Origin of the sequence: Pseudomonas massiliensis (assembly GCF_000826105.1) — a bacterium.
GTDB classification, from domain to species: Bacteria; Pseudomonadota; Gammaproteobacteria; order Pseudomonadales; family Pseudomonadaceae; genus Aquipseudomonas; species Aquipseudomonas massiliensis.
The window spans coordinates 478,894-498,268 of sequence record NZ_CCYK01000007.1 but is presented as its reverse complement, the minus strand read 5'-3'; the positions used below and the strand labels follow the sequence as shown (position 1 = coordinate 498,268).

At 61.1% G+C, this 19,375-nt stretch carries 16 protein-coding genes; 13 read left to right on the top strand and 3 right to left on the bottom strand.

Annotation, left to right across the window (positions count from 1 at the left end):
* The 7 genes from BN1188_RS13120 to BN1188_RS13095 all read left to right on the top strand — a co-directional run bounded on the left by BN1188_RS13120 (position 1) and on the right by BN1188_RS13095 (position 6,431).
* Positions 1-915 (top strand): toprim domain-containing protein, encoded by a 915-nt coding sequence (locus BN1188_RS13120; RefSeq protein ID WP_232430926.1) that lies wholly within the window; start codon positions 1-3, stop codon positions 913-915.
* A gap of 17 nt (positions 916-932) precedes the next feature.
* Complete coding sequence (locus tag BN1188_RS13115; RefSeq protein WP_232430925.1) at positions 933-2,279, top strand: AAA family ATPase; 1,347 nt, start codon at positions 933-935, stop codon at positions 2,277-2,279.
* Positions 2,279-2,569 (top strand): hypothetical protein, encoded by a 291-nt coding sequence (locus BN1188_RS13110; RefSeq protein ID WP_040261909.1) that lies wholly within the window; start codon positions 2,279-2,281, stop codon positions 2,567-2,569. Before BN1188_RS13115 ends, BN1188_RS13110 begins: the two co-directional genes overlap by 1 nt.
* Positions 2,570-2,902: 333 nt before the next feature.
* Positions 2,903-3,094, top strand: a complete 192-nt coding sequence (locus BN1188_RS21500) for a hypothetical protein (protein ID WP_040261908.1) — start codon at positions 2,903-2,905, stop codon at positions 3,092-3,094.
* 134 nt (positions 3,095-3,228) lie between these two features.
* A complete protein-coding gene (locus tag BN1188_RS13105) occupies positions 3,229-3,903 on the top strand; it encodes an HK97 family phage prohead protease (protein WP_040261907.1) in 675 nt (224 codons plus the stop codon).
* 11 nt (positions 3,904-3,914) lie between these two features.
* Positions 3,915-5,039 (top strand): phage major capsid protein, encoded by a 1,125-nt coding sequence (locus BN1188_RS13100; RefSeq protein WP_040261906.1) that lies wholly within the window; start codon positions 3,915-3,917, stop codon positions 5,037-5,039.
* Positions 5,040-5,546: 507 nt separating this feature from the next.
* Positions 5,547-6,431 (top strand): hypothetical protein, encoded by an 885-nt coding sequence (locus BN1188_RS13095; RefSeq protein WP_052469269.1) that lies wholly within the window; start codon positions 5,547-5,549, stop codon positions 6,429-6,431.
* Positions 6,432-6,740: 309 nt separating this feature from the next.
* Here BN1188_RS13095 and BN1188_RS13090 read toward each other — a convergent pair whose 3' ends face one another.
* Positions 6,741-7,637 carry an alpha/beta hydrolase gene (locus tag BN1188_RS13090; protein WP_040261905.1) on the bottom strand — a complete coding sequence of 299 codons (897 nt, stop codon included), beginning with the start codon at positions 7,635-7,637 and terminating at the stop codon, positions 6,741-6,743.
* Between the two features lie 260 nt (positions 7,638-7,897).
* On the opposite strand from BN1188_RS13090, the gene BN1188_RS13085 reads away from it, so the two are divergent.
* Together BN1188_RS13085 and BN1188_RS13080 are read left to right on the top strand one after the other, a co-directional pair.
* On the top strand, positions 7,898-10,117 hold the full coding sequence (locus BN1188_RS13085) for a TonB-dependent siderophore receptor (RefSeq protein WP_040261904.1): 2,220 nt from the start codon (positions 7,898-7,900) through the stop codon (positions 10,115-10,117).
* A gap of 149 nt (positions 10,118-10,266) precedes the next feature.
* Entirely contained in the window at positions 10,267-10,983 is a 717-nt protein-coding gene (locus BN1188_RS13080; protein ID WP_040261903.1) for a tRNA (adenine(22)-N(1))-methyltransferase, read from the top strand.
* 284 nt (positions 10,984-11,267) lie between these two features.
* On the opposite strand, the gene BN1188_RS13075 is transcribed toward BN1188_RS13080, so the two are convergent.
* Entirely contained in the window at positions 11,268-12,578 is a 1,311-nt protein-coding gene (locus BN1188_RS13075; protein WP_040261902.1) for an MFS transporter, read from the bottom strand.
* Between the two features lie 144 nt (positions 12,579-12,722).
* Between BN1188_RS13075 and BN1188_RS13070 the strand changes: the two genes are divergently transcribed.
* From BN1188_RS13070 to BN1188_RS13055, 4 genes are all read left to right on the top strand, one after another.
* On the top strand, positions 12,723-13,829 hold the full coding sequence (locus tag BN1188_RS13070) for a sugar diacid recognition domain-containing protein (RefSeq protein WP_040261901.1): 1,107 nt from the start codon (positions 12,723-12,725) through the stop codon (positions 13,827-13,829).
* 91 nt (positions 13,830-13,920) lie between these two features.
* The gene (locus tag BN1188_RS13065) at positions 13,921-15,078 is read left to right on the top strand and encodes a glycerate kinase (RefSeq protein WP_040261900.1); all 1,158 of its coding nucleotides are present in this window, start codon (positions 13,921-13,923) and stop codon (positions 15,076-15,078) included.
* A gap of 175 nt (positions 15,079-15,253) precedes the next feature.
* Positions 15,254-17,419, top strand: a complete 2,166-nt coding sequence (locus BN1188_RS13060; protein WP_040261899.1) for a TonB-dependent siderophore receptor — start codon at positions 15,254-15,256, stop codon at positions 17,417-17,419.
* Between the two features lie 245 nt (positions 17,420-17,664).
* Positions 17,665-18,150, top strand: a complete 486-nt coding sequence (locus BN1188_RS13055; RefSeq protein ID WP_040261898.1) for an REP-associated tyrosine transposase — start codon at positions 17,665-17,667, stop codon at positions 18,148-18,150.
* A gap of 126 nt (positions 18,151-18,276) precedes the next feature.
* Here the strand turns inward: BN1188_RS13055 and BN1188_RS13050 are convergent, their stop codons facing one another.
* Positions 18,277-19,338 (bottom strand): SDR family oxidoreductase, encoded by a 1,062-nt coding sequence (locus BN1188_RS13050; RefSeq protein WP_040261897.1) that lies wholly within the window; start codon positions 19,336-19,338, stop codon positions 18,277-18,279.
* Positions 19,339-19,375: the final 37 nt, after the last annotated feature.

Genomic DNA, 19,375 nt, shown 5'->3' with positions numbered 1-19,375 from the left:
ATGGAAATCAAAAACGGCGCAATTGCGCCGACGGGATCGGCTTGCCTGAATAATGCTGAACTGGTCTTTCTGCAAGTTCTGCAACAGAACTTTGGGCTGCTCTCTTTCGTGCCTGTAGCGGATGGCGAACTACATCGCTTCCGGGTTCCTGAGGATCGTCCCGGCAGCCGCAACGGCTGGTACGTGCTTCATGCCGATGGCCTGGCCGCTGGCGCTTTTGGCTCATGGAAGACTGGCGAAAGCCGCACCTGGTCGAGCCGCGAACCGGCGGATGCCTGCGAAGCCAAGGCAATGCGCGAGCAGATCGCCCAGGCGGTTGCCAAGCGTGACGCCGAACGCCGGCGCCGCCAGTTGGCCGCGGCTGAATACGCGGCGCGGCTGTGGCGTGATGCCCGCCGCGCCGATCCAGCCCACCCGTACCTGGTGCGCAAGCGCATTCGGCCCTACTCCCTGCGCCAGCGCGGCGCTGAGCTGCTGATACCGCTGTACGCCGATGGCGAACTGGTGAACCTGCAGCGCATTCGACCGGACGGCAGCAAGCGCTTCCTGTTTGGCGGGCGCATCCGTGGCACCTATTCGCCCCTGGGCAATATCAACGGAAAAAAACCGCTGCTGGTGTGCGAAGGCTGGGCCACTGGCGCGACGTTGATGGACCTGGGGTACACCGTGGCCTGCGCGATGAACGCGGGCAATCTGAAGGCCGCCGCAGTCGCGCTGCGCGCCAGGTATCCCGGCGTGGTGATGATCGTGGCTGGCGATGATGACCGTCTGACCGATGGCAACCCGGGGCGCGCCGCCGCGGAGGATGCCGCGCACGCCGCCAGCGCCCTGGTGGCCTTCCCTGACTGGCCGGACGATTGCCCGGCAAGCCTTACCGACTTCAACGACCTGCACGTATGGAGAGCGGCCCAATGACCCAGCGGGACAACATTATGACCATGCCAACCCGGCCACCCGCGAAGCCTGCGCTGTGGAAAGTCAAAACCGTATGCGCCGCCGACATCGAGCCGGTGGCCATCCGCTGGCTGTGGCCGGACTGGCTGGCCAAGGGAAAACTTCACATCCTGGCGGGCGCCGGCGGTACGGGAAAAACCACCCTGCTGCTGGGCCTGATCGCCACGCTTACGAGTGGCGGGCGCTGGCCGGACGGCAGCCCTTGTACCGAGCCGGGGAATGCCCTGATCTGGTCGAGCGAAGATGATCCGGCCGATACGCTGATTCCACGGCTGGCGGCGGCTGGCGCCGATCTGCGTCGCGTACACATCATCCAGGGGCGCATCAACGCCCAGGGCGAGCACGATCCGTTCGACCCAGCCAACGATATGGAGCTGCTGCGCGCCACGGCCGATGAGCTGGGCGGCTTGGCGCTGCTGATGCTCGACCCGATTGTCAGCGCCGTGAAGGGCGACATGCACAAGGCCAATGACGTGCGCCGGGCACTGCAAGGTGTGGTGGACCTGGCCGAGGCTTACGGCTGCGCGGTGGTGGGTATCTCCCACTTTGCCAAGGGCACGGCCGGCGGCTCGCCCGCTGAGCGTGTTGTGGGCTCGCAAGCCTTCTCCGCCCTTGCCCGTACGGTGCTGGTAGCCGCCAAGCAGGAAAATTCGGATCAGCGAGTGCTGGCGCGCGCCAAGTCGAACATTGGCACCGATGAGGGAGGCGTGTCCTACACCATCGAACCTGTGACCATCCAGACGAAGCGCGGCCCCATTGATGCGACCTGTGTGGCCTGGGGCGAGATCATCGCCGGGAGTGCTCGAGAGATCCTGGGTGACGTAGAGGAAACGGGTGAGCAAGAGGAGCGGGATTACGATGATCCAGGCGACTGCCTGTATCGAATCCTGCGCGACAACCCGCTGGAAAGTAATGAAGCCAAGTCGCTGATGCGGCGTAACGGGTACACCGAGAAACAGATCCGCCGCGCGCGGGAAAAGCTCTCGGTAGTGGTGGCCAGAACGGGTAACAAACGGGATGTGAAATCCTACTGGTCCCTGCCCCAGGACGGCAGCAAAAGTCCACTCGTGCCCTCAGATGCCCACTCGTGCCCAGCCTTAGGTATGGGCACGAGTAGAGAAAATGGGCACGAGTCAGAAAATATGGCACGAGTGGGCACCGATCCTCAGCCTTTCGCTGGCGCTGAAAAATCCAAGGTGCTCACGAAGGTGCTCAGCCCTGCAGATGAGCGCCTTCGGGAAAACGTGAGCGCCTTCGAAGGGGATGAGCACCTTCGCGAAGCTGGAGGAGAAGCCGAAGAATTCCAGGATGCGGAGGACTTGTGATGGCCGCCATCGACTACCTCACCGACCGTGGCTTCACCGCGAAAAAGCACGGCATGCGGGTACGGATCATGCCCGCATCCAAGCTCACCGACGACGTACGCAAGTATGTGAAGGCCAACCGCCTGGCCCTGCTGGCAGAGCTGGCGGCGAACGATGGGCGCGAGCGTCGATGCTCATGGATCGTGCTGGCGCCCGGGTACAGGCCGTTCACCATGATGTGTGAGCCAATCACCTATGAGGAAGCGCTGGCAGAGGTACAGATCCGGTGGCCAGGGGCAGCCCTCAAATGAAGATGCGCGCAGATATCCTCACATCTCAGGACATCTCCCAAAGGGGTACATCCAAGTTTGGATGGTGGAGGAAATGCCACAGTGGATCACCAGCAGCAGACTTCCGAGAAAATCGGAATCGGTACCGAGCCAAGCGGATGGGGGGTGTACAAGGTTTTGAGGATACCCCCTGATTCACCGATGGCGCCAATCGGAGCCATCTAACCAAACTGCCAAAAGTGCCTTTCTCAAGCAGACAGGTGATAGATACGCGGTTTAGCGAAAGTCCCTACAGCCCACGAACTGCGCGGCTTAGAGGGCAATCCACAAAATTGTTAAAGGGGAGGTTTCAAAATGAGTGTTAAACGACAAATGTTAGGCCGTCCGGCATTCCCGCGCGAACTGGCCGAAAGGATTGCAGCCAAGGCCGATGCGATGGCCAGGAAGTTCGAAGAGCGCGCTATTGAAGAAATGGTAAGCGAGGCAAAGCGCGCATTAGGTCGCGGCGAGGGGGAGGCCCAGATCATCAAAGAAATGGGTTTGTAACTCCTACGCCACTCAACTTCCGGGGTATACTTTGCCGGTCCCGTACGTGATGTGCGGGGCGCCCGTCCAGATGCGCGTGATGCGTTTCGAGCGGCAAATGAGATAACCCCATTTGCTAGTTTGGAGCTCGCTCTATGCGCCCTTTCTATACCGCACCACTTAGTCTCAAATTCGCTGCCGATGAATCAGCCGGCACGTTCACTGGCTACGCCTCAACCTTCGGCGGCGACCCCGACCACCATGGCGATGTTGTGCTGCCTGGAGCTTTCGCCCAGAGCCTGGCCAAGCACGCCAGCGCCGGCACCCGGCCTGCCTTGCTGTGGCAGCACGATCAGGCCAACCCCATCGGTGTATGGGCCAGCCTCGAAGAAGACAGCCACGGCCTGGTGGCCACCGGCAAGCTCACCATGGACGTTCCCCAAGCCAAGGCTGCCCATGCCCTAGCCAAGGATGGAGCGCTGGCGCTGAGCATCGGTTACACCGTCGCTCCGGGCGGCGCCGAGCTGGTGAACAGCGCCCGCCACTTGAAACAGTTGCACCTGGTGGAGGTGTCCCTGGTGGGCATCGCTGCCAACCCGAATGCCCGCATTCTCAACGTGAAGTCGGCGTTCGACCCTGTACAGCCGAATCCTCGTGAATTCGAACGCTCAGTGCGTGATGCGCTGGGGCTCTCTGCCCGTGAAGCCAAACGGCTCATGGCGGGCGGCTGGAATGCACTTGTTCGCGATGAGCAAGCCGACGACAGCGAAGAACTGGTCGCAATCGCGACCAAACTCCAACGCATCACCGCGAGCCTGCGCGCTCGCTGAGGAAACACACCATGTCTCTCGAAATCCTGACCAAAGCCATTGAAGAACACGGCGGCGCCGTGGCCGCCATCGGCAACAAGATCGACGAAGCCCAGGAGGGCATCAAGCAGTTGACCGCCCGCATGTTCGACCTGGAGCAAAAAGCCGCCGGCGGCGCTGATAACCTGAACACCAAGGCCTTCGGGCGCGGTGAAAGCGCAGTGGATGCGTTCATGAAGTCCGACCAGTTGGCCGCGGTGCGCAACGGTGCCACTACCACTGGGCGAGTCGAGCTCAAAGGCGCCGGCATCGCTGTGCTGCGCAAGGCCGCGCTGACCACAGGCGACCTGCACATTCCCGCTCAGCGTGACCCGGGCCTGTACAACAACCCCCAGCCCACCTTGGCGCTGCTGGACGTCTTGCCAAGCATTCCGGTTTCCACCGGCAGCTTCGAATACATGCAGCTGGCTTACACCAACACCGCGGCTGTCCAGGAGAAAGAAGGCGATCTTAAGGCCGAGGCGAACCCCACGTTCACGCCGAAGACCGCCACCATCAGCACCGTCGCCCACTGGGTACGGGCGAGCAATCAGGTGTTGGCCGACGCGCCGGCCTTGCAAAACCGGCTGTCAAACCTGCTGACCTATGGCGTGAGCCAGAAGGTGGAACAGGAGGTTTTGAACGGCAACGGCGCTACCGGCCACATGCTGGGCATCTTGCCCCAGGCCACCCTGTTCGTTCCCAGCTCCACGACGGGCAACACCGCAGTAGATCGCATCGGTGAGGCAGTAACGTCCCTGGGGGCCGCTGGCTGGGCTGCCTCGGTGATCGTGCTCAACCATGTGGATTGGTTCAGCATGACCAACATCAAGGACGCCGACGGTAACTATGTCATCGGCAACCCGCGCAACCCAGGCCCGCTGAACCTGTGGGGCGTTCAGGTAGTGCTGAGCGCCGGTATGCCCCAAGGCACCGCGTTGGTGATGGATCTGAGCCAGGTGGCCGTGCTGGATCGAGAGCAGGCGACGGTGCAGGTGAGCCAGCATGACCGCGACAACTTCGTGACCAACATGGTGACGATCCTGGGCGAGGCCCGAGCCGGTGTTGCCGTGTTTGCCGCACCTGCCGTTCTCAAGCTTCAGTTAACCGCAGCCTAAGCGCCCCGCAAGGGAAGTTAGGACAGGGATCAGTCGGTGAGTGCCCTGGCTCCAATCAACCCCGACAGGCTGTGCGACCGTACGAAGGTGGTCGGCGACAGCCTCTACCCCCAGCCGCGGCCACCTGGCCAGGCCCGGGGGAGGTCAAAACTCCACGCTTCAATCCCCTCGGACACCGCCCACCCCGCACGCACAGATTTTTTTCCCGCCTCAGAAAAAGTGTTAAAGCTGTTAAAGCTGTATGCCGAACGTGCATGTGGCTCAACGCCACGCCTTGCAAGGGCTGTAGAGCTTTTCAAGGGCCTGCAAGGTGTTAAAAAAGTGTTAGATCCGGCACCGCTTGGTTACTGCTTTAACATCATCAAGAGACTGTTACATCTTCAGCTAATGATTTAGGATCCGTCCATCTCCGAGACGAAACCAGAGCCCCGGAGCGCTAGGCGGGCGGGTCTATAGCCAGAAGATACCCATAGCGACCGTTCTAAACTACACCAAGGAAGAACCTATATGTCCTCCAGCACGACGGAAGTAGCAATATTGGATAGCAGTGGCCTTACGGAGCAATCCCAAGAATCAGACCCGAAGACGTGCTTTGTGATAATGCCAATTGCCGATATGGACGGTTACGAAGCGGGCCATTTTCTACGGGTCTTCGAATACTTGGTAAAGCCCGCCGCAATGACTCTTGGCTATAAGGTAGTGAGAGCCGACAACGTAGCCGCAAGCAATTACATAATAGTGGATATTTTAAGAAAAATATTGGACAGCGACATGGTGATTTGTGACTTGAGCGGAAGAAACCCTAACGTCCTATATGAACTAGGAGTGCGGCAGGCGTTTAACCTCCCGACAGTTTTAATCAAAGATACAGTCACCCCAAGCATTTTCGACATCCAAGGGCTAAGATACACTGACTACAAACCTTCCCTTCGCATAGATGATGTTGAAATAGAAAAGAAAAAAATCATTACAGCAATTAAGGAAACATCTGAAAGCAAAGATGACGTGAACTCAATCATTCAGTTACTTTCAGTAAAACCCGCAACGCAGCCTATCCGAACTGAACTTTCTAACGACGCCAGCGTTATTCTTGAGTCGTTAAGGGATATTTCAAATCGAATATCTTCGATTGAAGCCTTGCAAGCTTTAGACCTCTCTGAGAAAACGATAGCATATCAGGGGGAGATAAATACAAAGCTGCCTAACGGAAAATATAAATTTAATGGCGAGGTCTTTTCGATAGGGGAAACCCTACTTATAAACGGAAAGGTTATAGGAGATCTGAAAGAGGTTCTTCCACATTCAATAACTGTAGCTACCAAGAACGGCTCGGTGCGAAAATACAGCGTTAGCTCACCAGAGTTTTCAAAAATAAGCGCAATTCCGTTTTAAGAAGACAGAAATGGTTGTTATCTCGAAGGTCTAGCTCTACGTGTCGAGGCCAGCGGGCTTGCAAATGTGAGTAGGATTGTGAGTAGAAAAAAACCTCAGGAAGCTCTATCTAGCAAGATCAACGCGAAAAAGCCTCGGTTCGAGTCTCCCTCGGGCACCAGATACAGCGGGTCATCCGCACAAGAAACCGGCCATGAGCCGGTTTTTTTGTGCCTGTAGTGAACGCGAAGGCCATGGCGGCCTTGGTTTCGCCAGTTTCGCTGGCTCCGCGTGATCCCTGGGGGGCCAGGGATTGCGGTCATTTCATCACTACAGCCTGCCCTCCCCCGCCAGGCGCAACGCCGGCAACAGGCTCGCCTTGAACATCTCCCCGTGGCTGAGCGGCAACTCCTGGTATTCCACCTTCAAGTTGGGCTGGGCGGACAACCGCTGCGCCAGGTTGCGTGCCAGCTCCGGTGCCTTGTGCGCTCCCGGCGGCCCCTTATCCGGATGGTCGGCGGTGCCGCGCATCATGAGCAAGCGCGCCGGGCCTGGGCTAGCGAAGCCTGGTTCATTGGCCAGGACGGCGCTGTTCTGCCACCACAATGAGGGGTCGGCCAGCACATAACCCTGGAAGGCACCGGGCTGGGTGAAGAGCGAGTGCAACCCGAAAAGTCCTCCATAGGAATGGCCCCATAGCGTGTGCCGCTGCGGGTCGGTGCTTACCACCTCCTGTACGGCGGGCTTCAGGCGCCGTTCGATGAATTCAGCGAACTTGTCCGCCCCGCCGCTGCGCCGCCCCCCGTCGCGTTCCTCGAGTGCCGGCATCTTGCCTGGCAAAGGCGGCGTGTAATCGTAGGCCCGCGCTGTCACATCGAAGCGGGCGGCTACGGGGTATCCCACCAGCACCAGTACAGGAAGCGCATCGCTTCTCAAGCCCTCCAGCATCTGGTCATCGAGGGCGGTCAGCACGGCATTGCCATCGAGCATGTAGAGCGCAGGGTATCCCTGGGGCGGCGCGGGGTTTTTAGGGACTGCGACCCAGACGCGGTAATGCTGGTCAGGCTCTTTCCCCTGCAGATCGACCTGGGTGAATCGATAGAAGGCGGAGCCACGTTCCGCGAGGTTGGGCTCGTTGGGAAGGTCGAGATTCGGTCGCGCCCAGAGCGGGCCATTCAGGGCAAGCAGAAGCCAGAGGAAAACGGAATATCGGAGTACTTGAATCATCGTGCCTCAGCGCTGGCTGGCGCGTAATGGAATGGACAAAAATCAGGAGATGTCATCTGACGCTGTCAGCGAGCGGCCCCCTTGGGGTGTCTAGCTCGCCAGTTGCGATCCTAAATTAAAAAAATACTCAGGTTGCAATCCGGTTACAGGCGCGTATATTGGCGCACCCATGAACGAATGGTAATCGTTCGCAACAAATTGGGGAATGCCTATCAGGCTTCCCGTTGCTGGCCCTTTCTTGAACGCCATGGAGACGCACGATGCGACCGGATATGCCCCGTAACTGCCTGACAGTGGCCCTGCTTGCGCTTGTCGCGCCCTCACTGGCCATGGCCGTCGAGCCCACATCGACCTTGCCCTCTGAGCAGGAGAATGCCGTCGAGCTTGAAACCACCCACGTCACGGCAGAGCAGGAAGCGAAACAGGCGCTGGGCTCTTCAGTGATTACCGCCGAAGACATCAAGCGTCATCCTCCGGCCAATGACCTGTCGGACATCATCCGGCGCCAACCCGGGGTCAACCTGACGGGCAACAGCGCCAGCGGCGCCCGTGGCAATAACCGGCAGATCGATCTGCGCGGCATGGGCCCTGAGAACACCCTGATCCTGATCGACGGCAAGCCGTCCAGCGCCCGCAACGCGGTGCGTTATGGGGGAAGCGGTGAGCGCGATACCCGGGGCGAGACCAACTGGGTGCCGGCCGAAGCGGTCGAGCGTATCGAGGTTTTGCGCGGCCCGGCCGCCGCGCGCTATGGCTCGGGCGCCATGGGCGGGGTGATCAATATCATCACCAAGCGGCCCACCAAGGAATTCCATGGCAGCGTGAACCTGTACACCCAGCTGCCCGAAGACAAGGCCGAAGGCGCCAGTAAGCGCACCAACTTCAACCTCAGCGGCGGGCTCACCGACGACCTTTCGTTCCGACTGTTCGGCGGCCTGGCCAAGACCGACGCCGATGACCTGGATATCAACGCAGGCCACAACAACAGCACCCTGGTGGCAGGGCGCGAGGGCGTGCGCAACAAGGACGTCAATGGCCTGCTCAGCTGGCGCGTCAATGATGCTCATACCCTGGAACTCAACAGCAGCTACAGCCGCCAGGGCAATATCTACGCCGGTGACTCCCAGAACAGCAATGCCGGCGGCAACCTCGCCTTGCTTTCAAGCCTGTATGGTGCTGAAACCAACGTGATGCAGCGCAGCAATTTCGACCTGACCGACCTGGGCAACTTCGACTGGGGCACGAGCAAAAGCTCCATCACCTATGAATACGTCCGCAACTGGCGCATGAACGAAGGGGCAGCGGGCGGACCGGAGGGGGCTATCAACGATACCGGCGCCGCCATGTCGCGGTTGCGCAATACGCGGCTCTCCAGCGAGGCGAACCTGCCGTTCGTCATGGGCGACACCGATCACACCCTTACAGTAGGCGCAGAGTATCTGTACGAAACCCTCAACGACCAAGGGTCGTTGCTCCCGCAGAGTTTCGACCCGTCCGGCGCGAGCGGTGACACCATCACCGGCTTCACATCGGGCGAGTCCAAGACCTCGGCCAGGAGCTTCGCCTTCTTCAGCGAAGACAATATTCAATGGGGCGAAACCACCATCACCCCCGGGCTACGCCTGGATCACCACGAAGATTACGGCGACAACTTCAGCCCAAGCCTCAATGTGTCTCGCAAACTGACCGATGACCTGACCCTGAAAGGCGGCATCGCCCGCGCCTACAAGACACCGAACCTTTATCAGGCCAACCCCAACTACCTGCTGTATAGCCGGGGCAACGGCTGCAGCGTCGTACAGACCAATACCGGAGGTTGTTACCTGCAGGGTAACGCCAACCTCGATCCGGAAATCAGCATCAACAAGGAAATCGGCCTGCTCTACGATCGTGGCGTCTGGCGCGCTAGCGCTACCTATTTCCGCAACGACTATCAGAACAAGATCATCGGCGGCAACGAAGTGGTGTACACGCTCAATAACGGGCGCCGGGTCAACCAATGGGAAAACTCCGGCAAGGCTCTGGTCGAGGGAATTGAAGGCAACTTTTATATCGAACTCACGCCTACCCTGGACTGGAACACCAACCTGACCTGGATGCTCAACAATGACAATCAGGACACTGGCGAGCCCTTGAGTGTCGTGCCTGTATATACGGTGAACAGCACCCTGGACTGGCAAGCCACCGAAAAATTGTCCTTCCAACTGGCCGGTACCTGGTACGGCAGGCAGAAGTCTCCCAAGTACAACCTGAGAACCCAGAGCAGCTATGACGAAAGCGCCCAGCAGGATGTCTCACCCTACGCGCTGCTGGATGTCAGTACCGGTTATGAGATCAGCAAGCACTACGACGTGCGCCTGGGGGTAAGCAACCTGTTCGACAAGCAGATCTATCGCGGCGGCAACGCCAGCACGTCCGGCGCCAATACCTATAACCAGCCAGGGCGAGCGCTGTTCGCGGCGTTGAATATTTCGTTCTGATAGCATGGGCGCCAGCGTCAGCGGCCAAACGCATCCCGCTGGCGCTGAATCGGTGTCTCCTGCATCAGGCATCGATTTCGAACCGACCGCGATACGTGGCGGAGCACTCTCCACCACGTTCCCAGAGCTCAAGTACTTAGGTATTCTTTTTGACCACCCCCAAACTTCCCCTGCGCCTGGAGCGAGTCGCGGCCCAGGTGCCGCATGGGGCGGTCCTGGCCGATATCGGCTCGGACCACGCCTACCTTCCCGTGGCGCTGGTAAGCCGCGGCCTCGCTTCACGGGTAGTGGCCGGAGAAGTGGCAAGCACGCCTTACCAGGCCGCGCAACGCACCGTGCACAACCATGACCTGGGCGAGAAGATTCAGGTGCGGCTGGCCGATGGGCTGGACTGCATCGAGCCCGGCGACGGCATTAACGCCGTTGCGCTATGTGGCATGGGCGGAGAAACCATCCGGGATATTCTCGAGGCGGGGAAAAACCGCCTTGGCGGTCATGAATGCCTGATCCTGCAGCCCAACGGGGGCGAAGCACCCTTGCGGCACTGGTTGATGGACAACAGCTACTGCATTCTTCACGAAGAAGTGTTCAGAGAGAAAGGCTTCGACTACGAACTGATCGTGGCCAGGCGCTCGGCCCCTGTGAAATACAGCGAGCGCGAGCTGTTCTTCGGCCCGTTGCTGCTGAAAGCCCGCAGCCCGGCCTTCATTACCAAATGGCAACGCATGCTCGGCCTGAGGCGCAAGCTGCTGATGGGTTTCCCCCATACCCGGTCTGGCACGACGGACGAGGCCACCGCACGGCTGTCACGGCAGGTGCTGTGGATCGAAGAGATGCTGGGAAATATCTCAGGCGGGTCAAATTAGCCTGAGCTGAGCGCATGGCGATATCGGCAATATCCTGTTATTACCAAGCGGTTGCGCCCTAATTTCCATAAGCAAATGACAGAAATTATGGAAAGTCTATATTTTCCATGAACTCAGTCCTCTGAACGCGAAAAGCAGCCAAGCAGCTTTTAGATTGCATGCGTTACACCAAGTCCGGGTCCATGATGCTGTCGGGCAACTGTCTCAATGCCTGACGTTCCCATCGGCTTTACCTGGGTGCTGGGCCGCCTGCGCGTAAAACGCCCGGCGGTCCCCTAGGCGCCCTAGACCCGCAGGGCGCGGGTCATGCGCAGCGCCAGCAGGCTGCCACCGCCGATCACCGCGGCCAACAGATACAGGGCCAGGTCCGTGGAACCCGTGCTGTCCTTGACGAAGCCTACCACGTAGGGGCTCAGGAAGCCGGCCATCTGGCCCATGGAGTTGATCAGGGCCAGCCCACCGGCCGCCGCGGCCGCGCTGAGCATGGCCGTGGGCACAGGCCAGAACATCGGCAGGCCGGTGAGCGCGCCCATGGTGGCAATGGTCAGACCGAGTATGGCGATGGTCGGTGACTGTGGGAAATTCACCGCGATCAGCAAGCCCGCCGCGCCCATCAGCATGGGCACGGCCAGGTGCCAACGGCGCTCGCGGTGTTTGTCGGCCGAGCGTCCCACCAACAGCATGAACACCGCGGCCAGAAGATAGGGAATCGCGCTCAGCCAGCCGATTACCATGTTGTCGCCGAAACCCAGGTTCTTGATGATCGAGGGCAGCCAGAAATTGATGGCATACACCCCGCTCTGAATGCAGAAATAGACGAGGCCAAAGGCCCAGATGGACGGGTTCCTGAACACTTCCTGCAAGGGGCTTTTCTCGGTTTTCGGCGCATTGGCGCGATCGCTGGCCTGGTCTGCCTCGAGCACCGCACGCTCGCTGACAGTCAACCAGCGCGCATGGGCGAAGTTGTCACTGAGCAGGAAATACGCCATGACACCCAGCACTACCGTAGGCAGACCTTGCAGCAGGAACATCCACTGCCAGCCGGCCAGCCCTCCTTGCCCAGTGGAGAAATGGTTGAGAATCCACCCTGACAGCGGGCTGCCCAGCAGGCCAGACACCGGGATGGCCGACATGAACAGCGCCATGATCCGGCCCCGCCGGGATGCGGGAAACCACTGGGAAAGGTAGAGCACCACGCCGGGAAAGAAACCGGCTTCCGCGGCACCGGTGAACAGGCGCAAGGCGTAGAAGTGGGTAGGCGTGGTCACGAACAGCAGGCAGGTAGACAACGCGCCCCAGGCGATCATCATCAGGGCGATCCAGCGGCGTGGGCCGAAGCGGCTCAGCGCCAGGTTGCTGGGCACTCCGCACAGCACATAACCGATGAAGAAGATGCCGGCGCCCAGGCCGTACACGGTTTCGCTGAACTTGAGGTCGTCGAGCATCTGCAGCTTGGCGAAGCCGACGTTGACCCGGTCCAGGTAATTGAAGAGGTAGCAGACGAAGATGAAGGGAATCAGGCGCAGCGTGATGCGGTTGTAAACCCTGTTCCTGACATCATCGGTGGCCCGCGTAGCGGCGGCGCTCTGTGACATGGCGTTCTCTCTTTATTATGCTTTTTCGCAATGCGTGGTTACGGGATCGCCCGCTGAGTCTCAGCCAACCGGGCGTCTGCTGTCTTTGTGCTGGCGCACAGGACTTCTCCTTCTGCGCTGTGCCACTGAACAAGGACCCGCTCGATGTTCGAACTCGATCACGACCTGGCGCAAGATATCGTCGATCGCGCCATGGCCATCCTCCCGCACAACGTGAACGTCATGGACAGCCAAGGCTTGATTCTAGGCAGCGGTGAGCCTGAGCGTATCAATACCCGCCATGAGGGCGCGCAACTGGTATTGACCAATGGACGCGTGGTGGAAATCGACGGCCCTACCGCGCAGCAGCTCAAGGGCGTACAACCGGGCATCAACCTACCCCTGCTGCATGACGGGCAGCTCATCGGCGTGCTCGGGCTCACCGGCGAGCCACAGGAACTACGCACTTACGCCGCCCTGGTGCGCATGACCGCGGAAATGCTGGTAAGCCAGCGACATCAGCAAGCCGAACAGCAGTGGCGGCGACAACGCTGCGACACTCTGCTGGCGCTGCTGCTCAGCGAACATGGCCATACCCCACGTCTCGTGGACGAAGCGCGCCAGCTAGGCCTCAAGCCGCAATTGGCGCGCACGCCCTGGCTGTTCGAACTCGGCTCTGGTGAAGGCGCGGATGCCTTGGGCGCCTGGCTGCTGGGCCGTTACCCTGATAGCTGGTGCGTCAGCGCGGCCCCCTCTTCCCTGCTCTGGTGCAGGCCGGCCTCGGCAGCCGTGGACAACACGCGTCTGCTCGCCAAGCTCGACGGCATGGGGTGGTCGCTGGTCCGGGTCGCGGTAGGCGAGGCCGCCGATGGCCTGGCCCGGCTGCGTCGTGGCTGCCGCCAGGTCGCCGACCTGCTGAGCTACGGCCGCGATGTGCTGCCCAGCCGCCGCTTGCTGACGCTGGCCCGCCATCGCCTGCCCGCTCTACTCTGGCGCCACCGACATGAAGACAGCCTGGACGACCTGATCGCCCCGCTGCAGCGCATCATCGCCGAAGACACGAACGGGCAATTGCTGGCCACCCTGCAAGCCTGGTGTGAGCTGGACGGGCAAAGCCAGGCCTGCGCCCAGGCCCTGGGGATTCATCGCAACAGTCTGCGCTATCGCATGGAGCGCATTGCCCAGGCCAGCGGCCTGGACCCTTCGAGCCTGAGCGGCATGCTGAGCCTTTACCTGGGCATGCAATTGCTGCCCCCTGGTTTGGACAAATGAACAACACGTCCGGCCCTGGCTTGTGCACCTGACCGGCGTGTTCGGCCCAGGCAACTGGCAGCATGGCTGACATAAAGACAGGAGACCGCTCATGAAGATCGTCATCGCCCCCGATTCGTTCAAGGACAGCCTCGGCGCCGCCGAGGTAGCCGCGGCCATCGCCGAAGGCTTGGCCGAGGTGTGGCCGCAGGCCCAAGTGGTGCAGTGCCCCATGGCCGACGGTGGCGAAGGAACGGTCGCTGCGGTGCTGGCCGCCTGCAACGGCCAATGGCGTCGCCAGGCCGTGCGCGGGCCGCTGGGGGAGTTGGTGTCGGCACGGTGGGGCTGGCTGGCCCAAGGCCGCACCGCCATCATCGAAATGGCTGAAGCCAGCGGCTTGCAGTTGGTACCCCTGGCCCAGCGCGACGCCTGCAACTCCAGCACCTACGGCACGGGGGAGCTGATTCGCGCCGCGCTCGACGCCGGTGCCGAGCGCATCATCCTGGCCATCGGCGGCAGCGCCACCAATGACGGCGGTACCGGGGCCCTGCAGGCCTTGGGGCTGGCCATGCGGGACAGCGACGGCAACGCACTGCCGCCGGGTGGCCTGGGCTTGGCCCGACTGGCGAGCATTGACCTCGAAAACCTGGACCCTCGCCTGGCCCAGGTACGTTTCGACATTGCCGCGGACGTGAACAATCCTCTCTGCGGCACACAGGGCGCCTCGGCTGTCTTCGGCCCGCAGAAAGGCGCCAGCCCCGAGCAGGTGGCACAGCTGGATGCCGCCCTGGCCCACTATGCCGACCTCTGCGCCCAGGTGCTGCCACGGGATGTACGTAACGAGCCGGGCAGCGGCGCCGCCGGAGGGCTAGGCTTCGCGGCCAAGGCGTTTCTTGGCGCCCGGTTCCGTGCCGGCGTGGACGTGGTGGCCGAGCTGGTCGGACTGGACCAGGCGGTGCGCGATGCGCATTTGGTGATCACCGGCGAAGGCCGCTTCGACGCCCAGACACTGCGCGGTAAAACGCCTTTCGGCGTAGCCCGCATAGCCCAGGGTTGGCAGGTTCCAGTGGTAGTGATCGCTGGCACCCTGGGCGAGGGCTACCAACAGATGTATCAGCACGGGGTGAGCGCCGCCTTCGCCCTCCCCGCCGGCCCGATGACGCTCGAGCTGGCCTGCGTCGAAGCCCCGCGCCTGCTTCGGGAGCGCGCGGCGGACATTGCGCGGTTGTGGCAGGCGGCACGGTCAGGTTCAACTTCATGTAACAATTAATAACGATAATACGTAACGAATGCGATAAATTATTATTTACATTCAGATACGTTCTGCTCTAGCCTCCCCTCGCCCCGCACCAACGCGGGGCCTCGCAAGCCCTAAGCGACCTGACTGAACGACACCGTGCCAAGTCGGCGCGCGCTTGCGCTCGGCCTCTGGACAGGACCTTGTCATGACCTACCCTGCTTTGCGCCCCGTGGCGCTCTTTGTTTCCCTATTGACCGCCAGCCAGGCCCAGGCGGCCACCGCCGCGGATCAGGACCAGATCGACCTGGGCACCATCGAAGTTTCCGCCAAGGCGCCGACTGTCATCACCAGCGACTCTGCAGCGACCGAAGGCACAGGGTCCTACACCACGGGCAGCATGAACACCGCCACCAAGCTGCCGCTGTCGGTTCGCGAAACGCCTCAGTCGGTCAGCGTGGTCACCCGTCAGCGCATGGACGACCAAGGGATGAACGACCTCTATGACGTGGTCAAGTACGCCCCTGGCATTCAGCTACGCAAGTTCGGTTCGGACCGCCAGCAGTTTCTCGCCCGCGGTTTCGTGATCGACAACCTGATGTACGACGGGCTGCCTACTACCGTCAGTACGTTCACCCTCGACACCCTCAGTGGGGCCGACCTCGCCATCTATGACCGGGTCGAGGTGGTACGCGGCGCTACCGGCCTGATGAGCGGAACGGGCAGCCCTTCGGCCACCTTGAACCTGGTGCGCAAGCGCCCCACCGCCACGCCTCAGGTCAGCATCACCAGCAGCGCGGGCAGCTGGGACCGTTACCGCCTGGAACTGGACGCCTCCAACAAGCTCAACGAAAGCGGCACGCTGCGCGGCCGTATCGTCACTGCGTATGAAACCAACAACAGCTTCGTGGATGAGCGCGAGAAAGAGCGGCAGACCTTCTACGGCATTGTCGAAGCGGATTTGAGCGACGCCACCACCTTGAGCCTGGGCGCCTCCAAGCAACGCGACGACGCCGTATCCGACTGGGGTAGCCTGCCGTCAGGGCCCAATGGGGAAGACCTGCACCTGCCGCGCTCGACCTTCCTGAGCAACGACTGGGCGTACTGGGACCGGGATGTCATTACCGCTTTTACCGACCTTACCCACCGCTTCGACAACGACTGGACGCTCAAGCTCGCCGCCAGCCGGGTGTGGGGAGAGTCGGACATGTTCTCCAATTACCTGACCCTGGGCCAGGACAAAAAGAGTTATGGCCAGGCGGCCGGGCAGTACGACACCACCGATGTGCAGACCAACCTGGACGGTGCCTTGTCCGGACGTTTCCAGCTGGCGGGCCGCGAACATGATTTCACTTTCGGCATGAGCCGGCGTCAGGAGAAGTTCGACCAGAAAGGCGGTTTCTGGGCTTCAACCCCCATCGATCACTATCGCTTCGACCCGGATGTCATCCCGAGGCCGTCACCAGGCGCGCGCACCCCTTACCAGAGCATGAACACCGCCACCGAGGAAGCCGCCTACGCCGCCGTGCGCTTCAACCCCATCGACCCTCTGCATGTGATCCTGGGTGGCCGGGTGACCTGGTACGATTACGACAACCGCTCCGCTGGCGGCGGTTACAAGATCACCCAGGAATTCACACCCTACGCAGGGATGATCTATGACCTGGACGATACTTATTCGGTGTACGCCAGTTATACCGAGATCTTCAAGCCACAGACCGAAGCAGACGTAGGCAACAGCCCGCTGGAACCCATGACCGGCGAAAGCTACGAGCTGGGGCTCAAGGGTGAGTACTTCGAAGGCGCGCTCAATGCTTCGATGGCGCTATTCGACATGACCCAACAGAACCGCGCCTATGCCCTGGTGGAACAACCGACCAGCTGCAAGAACCAGAACCGCACATGCTACGACGCGGCCGGCGAAGTCCGCAGCCGGGGCATTGACACCGAGCTGACCGGCGCGCTCACACCGAATTGGGATTTCAGCGCGGCCTATACCCTGGTACTGAGCCAGTACGTCAAAGACCGCACCTACAACAAAGGCGACCTGTTCGCCCCGATACAACCCAAGCACTTGCTCAAGCTCGCCACTACCTATCACCTCACCGGCGAGCTGGACCAGTGGCGCGTGGGGGGCAATGTGCTGGCGCAAAGCAGAACCTACAGCCGCGTCGGCACGGGCCATTCGGAGCAGGACGCCTATGCCGTGGTGGGGCTGATGGCAGGGTACAAGTTCGACGAGCATTGGGACGGGCGGGTGAACTTCAATAACGTATTCGACAAACGCTACTGGCAAGGCATCCCGGGCAGCACCGGCAGCGGCGTCTATGGCGACCCCCGGAACCTGATGTTTACCTTGAAATGGACGCTCTAAGCATCAAGCGCTCGACGTGGTTACCATGGTGGGAGTCAGCGCAGCTGACGAACAGCACTCGCTCAAAAGCCTTTCGCTAGCTGGCGCTAGCTCCCACCCGGCGCAACCTTGCCGCCTCCGGCCCGGTCACCGGTGGGAGTCAGCGCAGCTGACGAACTGACCCAATAGTCATATCCAGCGAAACAGTGGCCCTCGCTTTGATTCCTTCATCAGGTAGCCTTCAGGCTTTGGCATGGAGGCCAGTGATGGAACGATACCGAAGCAGCGATCTAAGAAAGGGGCGAGTAAGCGAAGCGGGCCGTGCGTATATGATCACTACCGCCACGCATCAACGAAAACCTTTGTTCACCTGCTGGAGGCTGGCGCGCCTGGTGTGTCGGGAACTGAAGGCGCTTCACGATACTGAAAAGGTCACCGGCCTTGCCTGGGTCGTCATGCCGGATCATCTTCACTGGCTGTTCGTTCTGCATCACCCCTCCCTCGCTCAGGTAGTGCAGCGAATGAAGGTACGCTCAGCACTGGCCGTCAACCGCGCCCTGGGTCGTTCTGGCGCGGTGTGGCAAAAAGGGTTTCATGACCACGCATTGCGGCGATCCGAATCGCTCCAGGCAGTTGCCAGGTACATCATTGCCAACCCATTGAGGGCAGGGCTTGTGGACCGGGTAGGTGACTACCCGTTTTGGAATGCGATCTGGCTGGATGCTGCAAGCGAGGTTTCACCCTGGCTATAGGGCCCGCGAAGCTGAAGGGTGGCATTGGCCCTGGCAGGAGCTAGCGTCAGCTAGCGAAGGGGCAATTGCGGGTGCCCCATTCGGCAGCTACGGCTGCCTCCTGCCGGGTACCTAGCCTTGCCGCCTTTACGGAATCAACTTCAGGCTACGCAGCCGCTCGAACACCTGGAAGAACGCATCGTCGCTGGGTTGATAAGCCAGGAAACCCAGGCGGCGGCTTTTGCTCATGTCCGTCACCACCTCGATGGGCCGACCCAGGTCAGCGTCGGTATGCCAGGGCGAAATCAGGCGGTCGATGTTCGCTTCGGCCAGGCCATGCTGCTGGGCGATCTCCTGCCAGACGCTGGCGTCGTTGGCCATCTGCTGCTCCAGCGGCTGGACCGTGCCATCGAAAGGCGCCGGCTCGATGCCGAACCAATCCGCCAGGCGCGACCACATCCAGCTCCAGCGGAACACATCGCCATTGACGATATTGAATGCCTCATTGGCCGCCTTGGGAGTCGTGGCCGCCCACAGCAGTTGCCGGGCCAGCTGATGGCTGTCGGTCATGTCCGTGAGGCTGTTCCATTGCACCGCCGAGCCGGGGAAGCGGAACGGCCGACCGGTGTGACGGCAGACACTGGCATAGACCGCCAGGGTGGTGGCCATGTTCATGGCATTGCCGACGGCTACGCCAGTGATGGTGTGGGGGCGATGCACGCTCCAGGTGAAGCCGTCACGGGCGGCGGCAGCGAACACTTCGTCTTCCTGGGCGTAGTAGAAATTCTCCACATCCAGGCGCGGCTGCTCTTCGCGAAATGGTGTCTGCGGCAGAGTCCCCTTGCCGTAAGCCTCGAAGGGGCCGAGGTAATGCTTCAGGCCTGTCACCAGGGCCACGTGGCGAACACTGCCCGCTGGCCGCAACGCTTGCAGCAGGTTGCGCACCATGGCCGCGTTGACCTTGATGTTCTCCGCCTCGGTGGCTTGCCGCGACCAGGTGGTAATGAATACGTGAGTAGGCGCCTGGCCGGCCAAGGCCTGGGCCAGGCTGGCCGGGTCGAGCAGGTCCGCGGCCAGGGCAGTGACCCCTTCGCGCGCCTGGGGCTTGCGGGCCAGGCCGGCGACTGTCCAGCCTTGCTCGACCAGCAGGTCGGTGACGGCACCGCCCACGATTCCGCTGGCGCCTACCACTAGTGCATGATTGCCCATGTTGTGTTCCTCTCTTTCCAAAACCGGTCGCCCACCA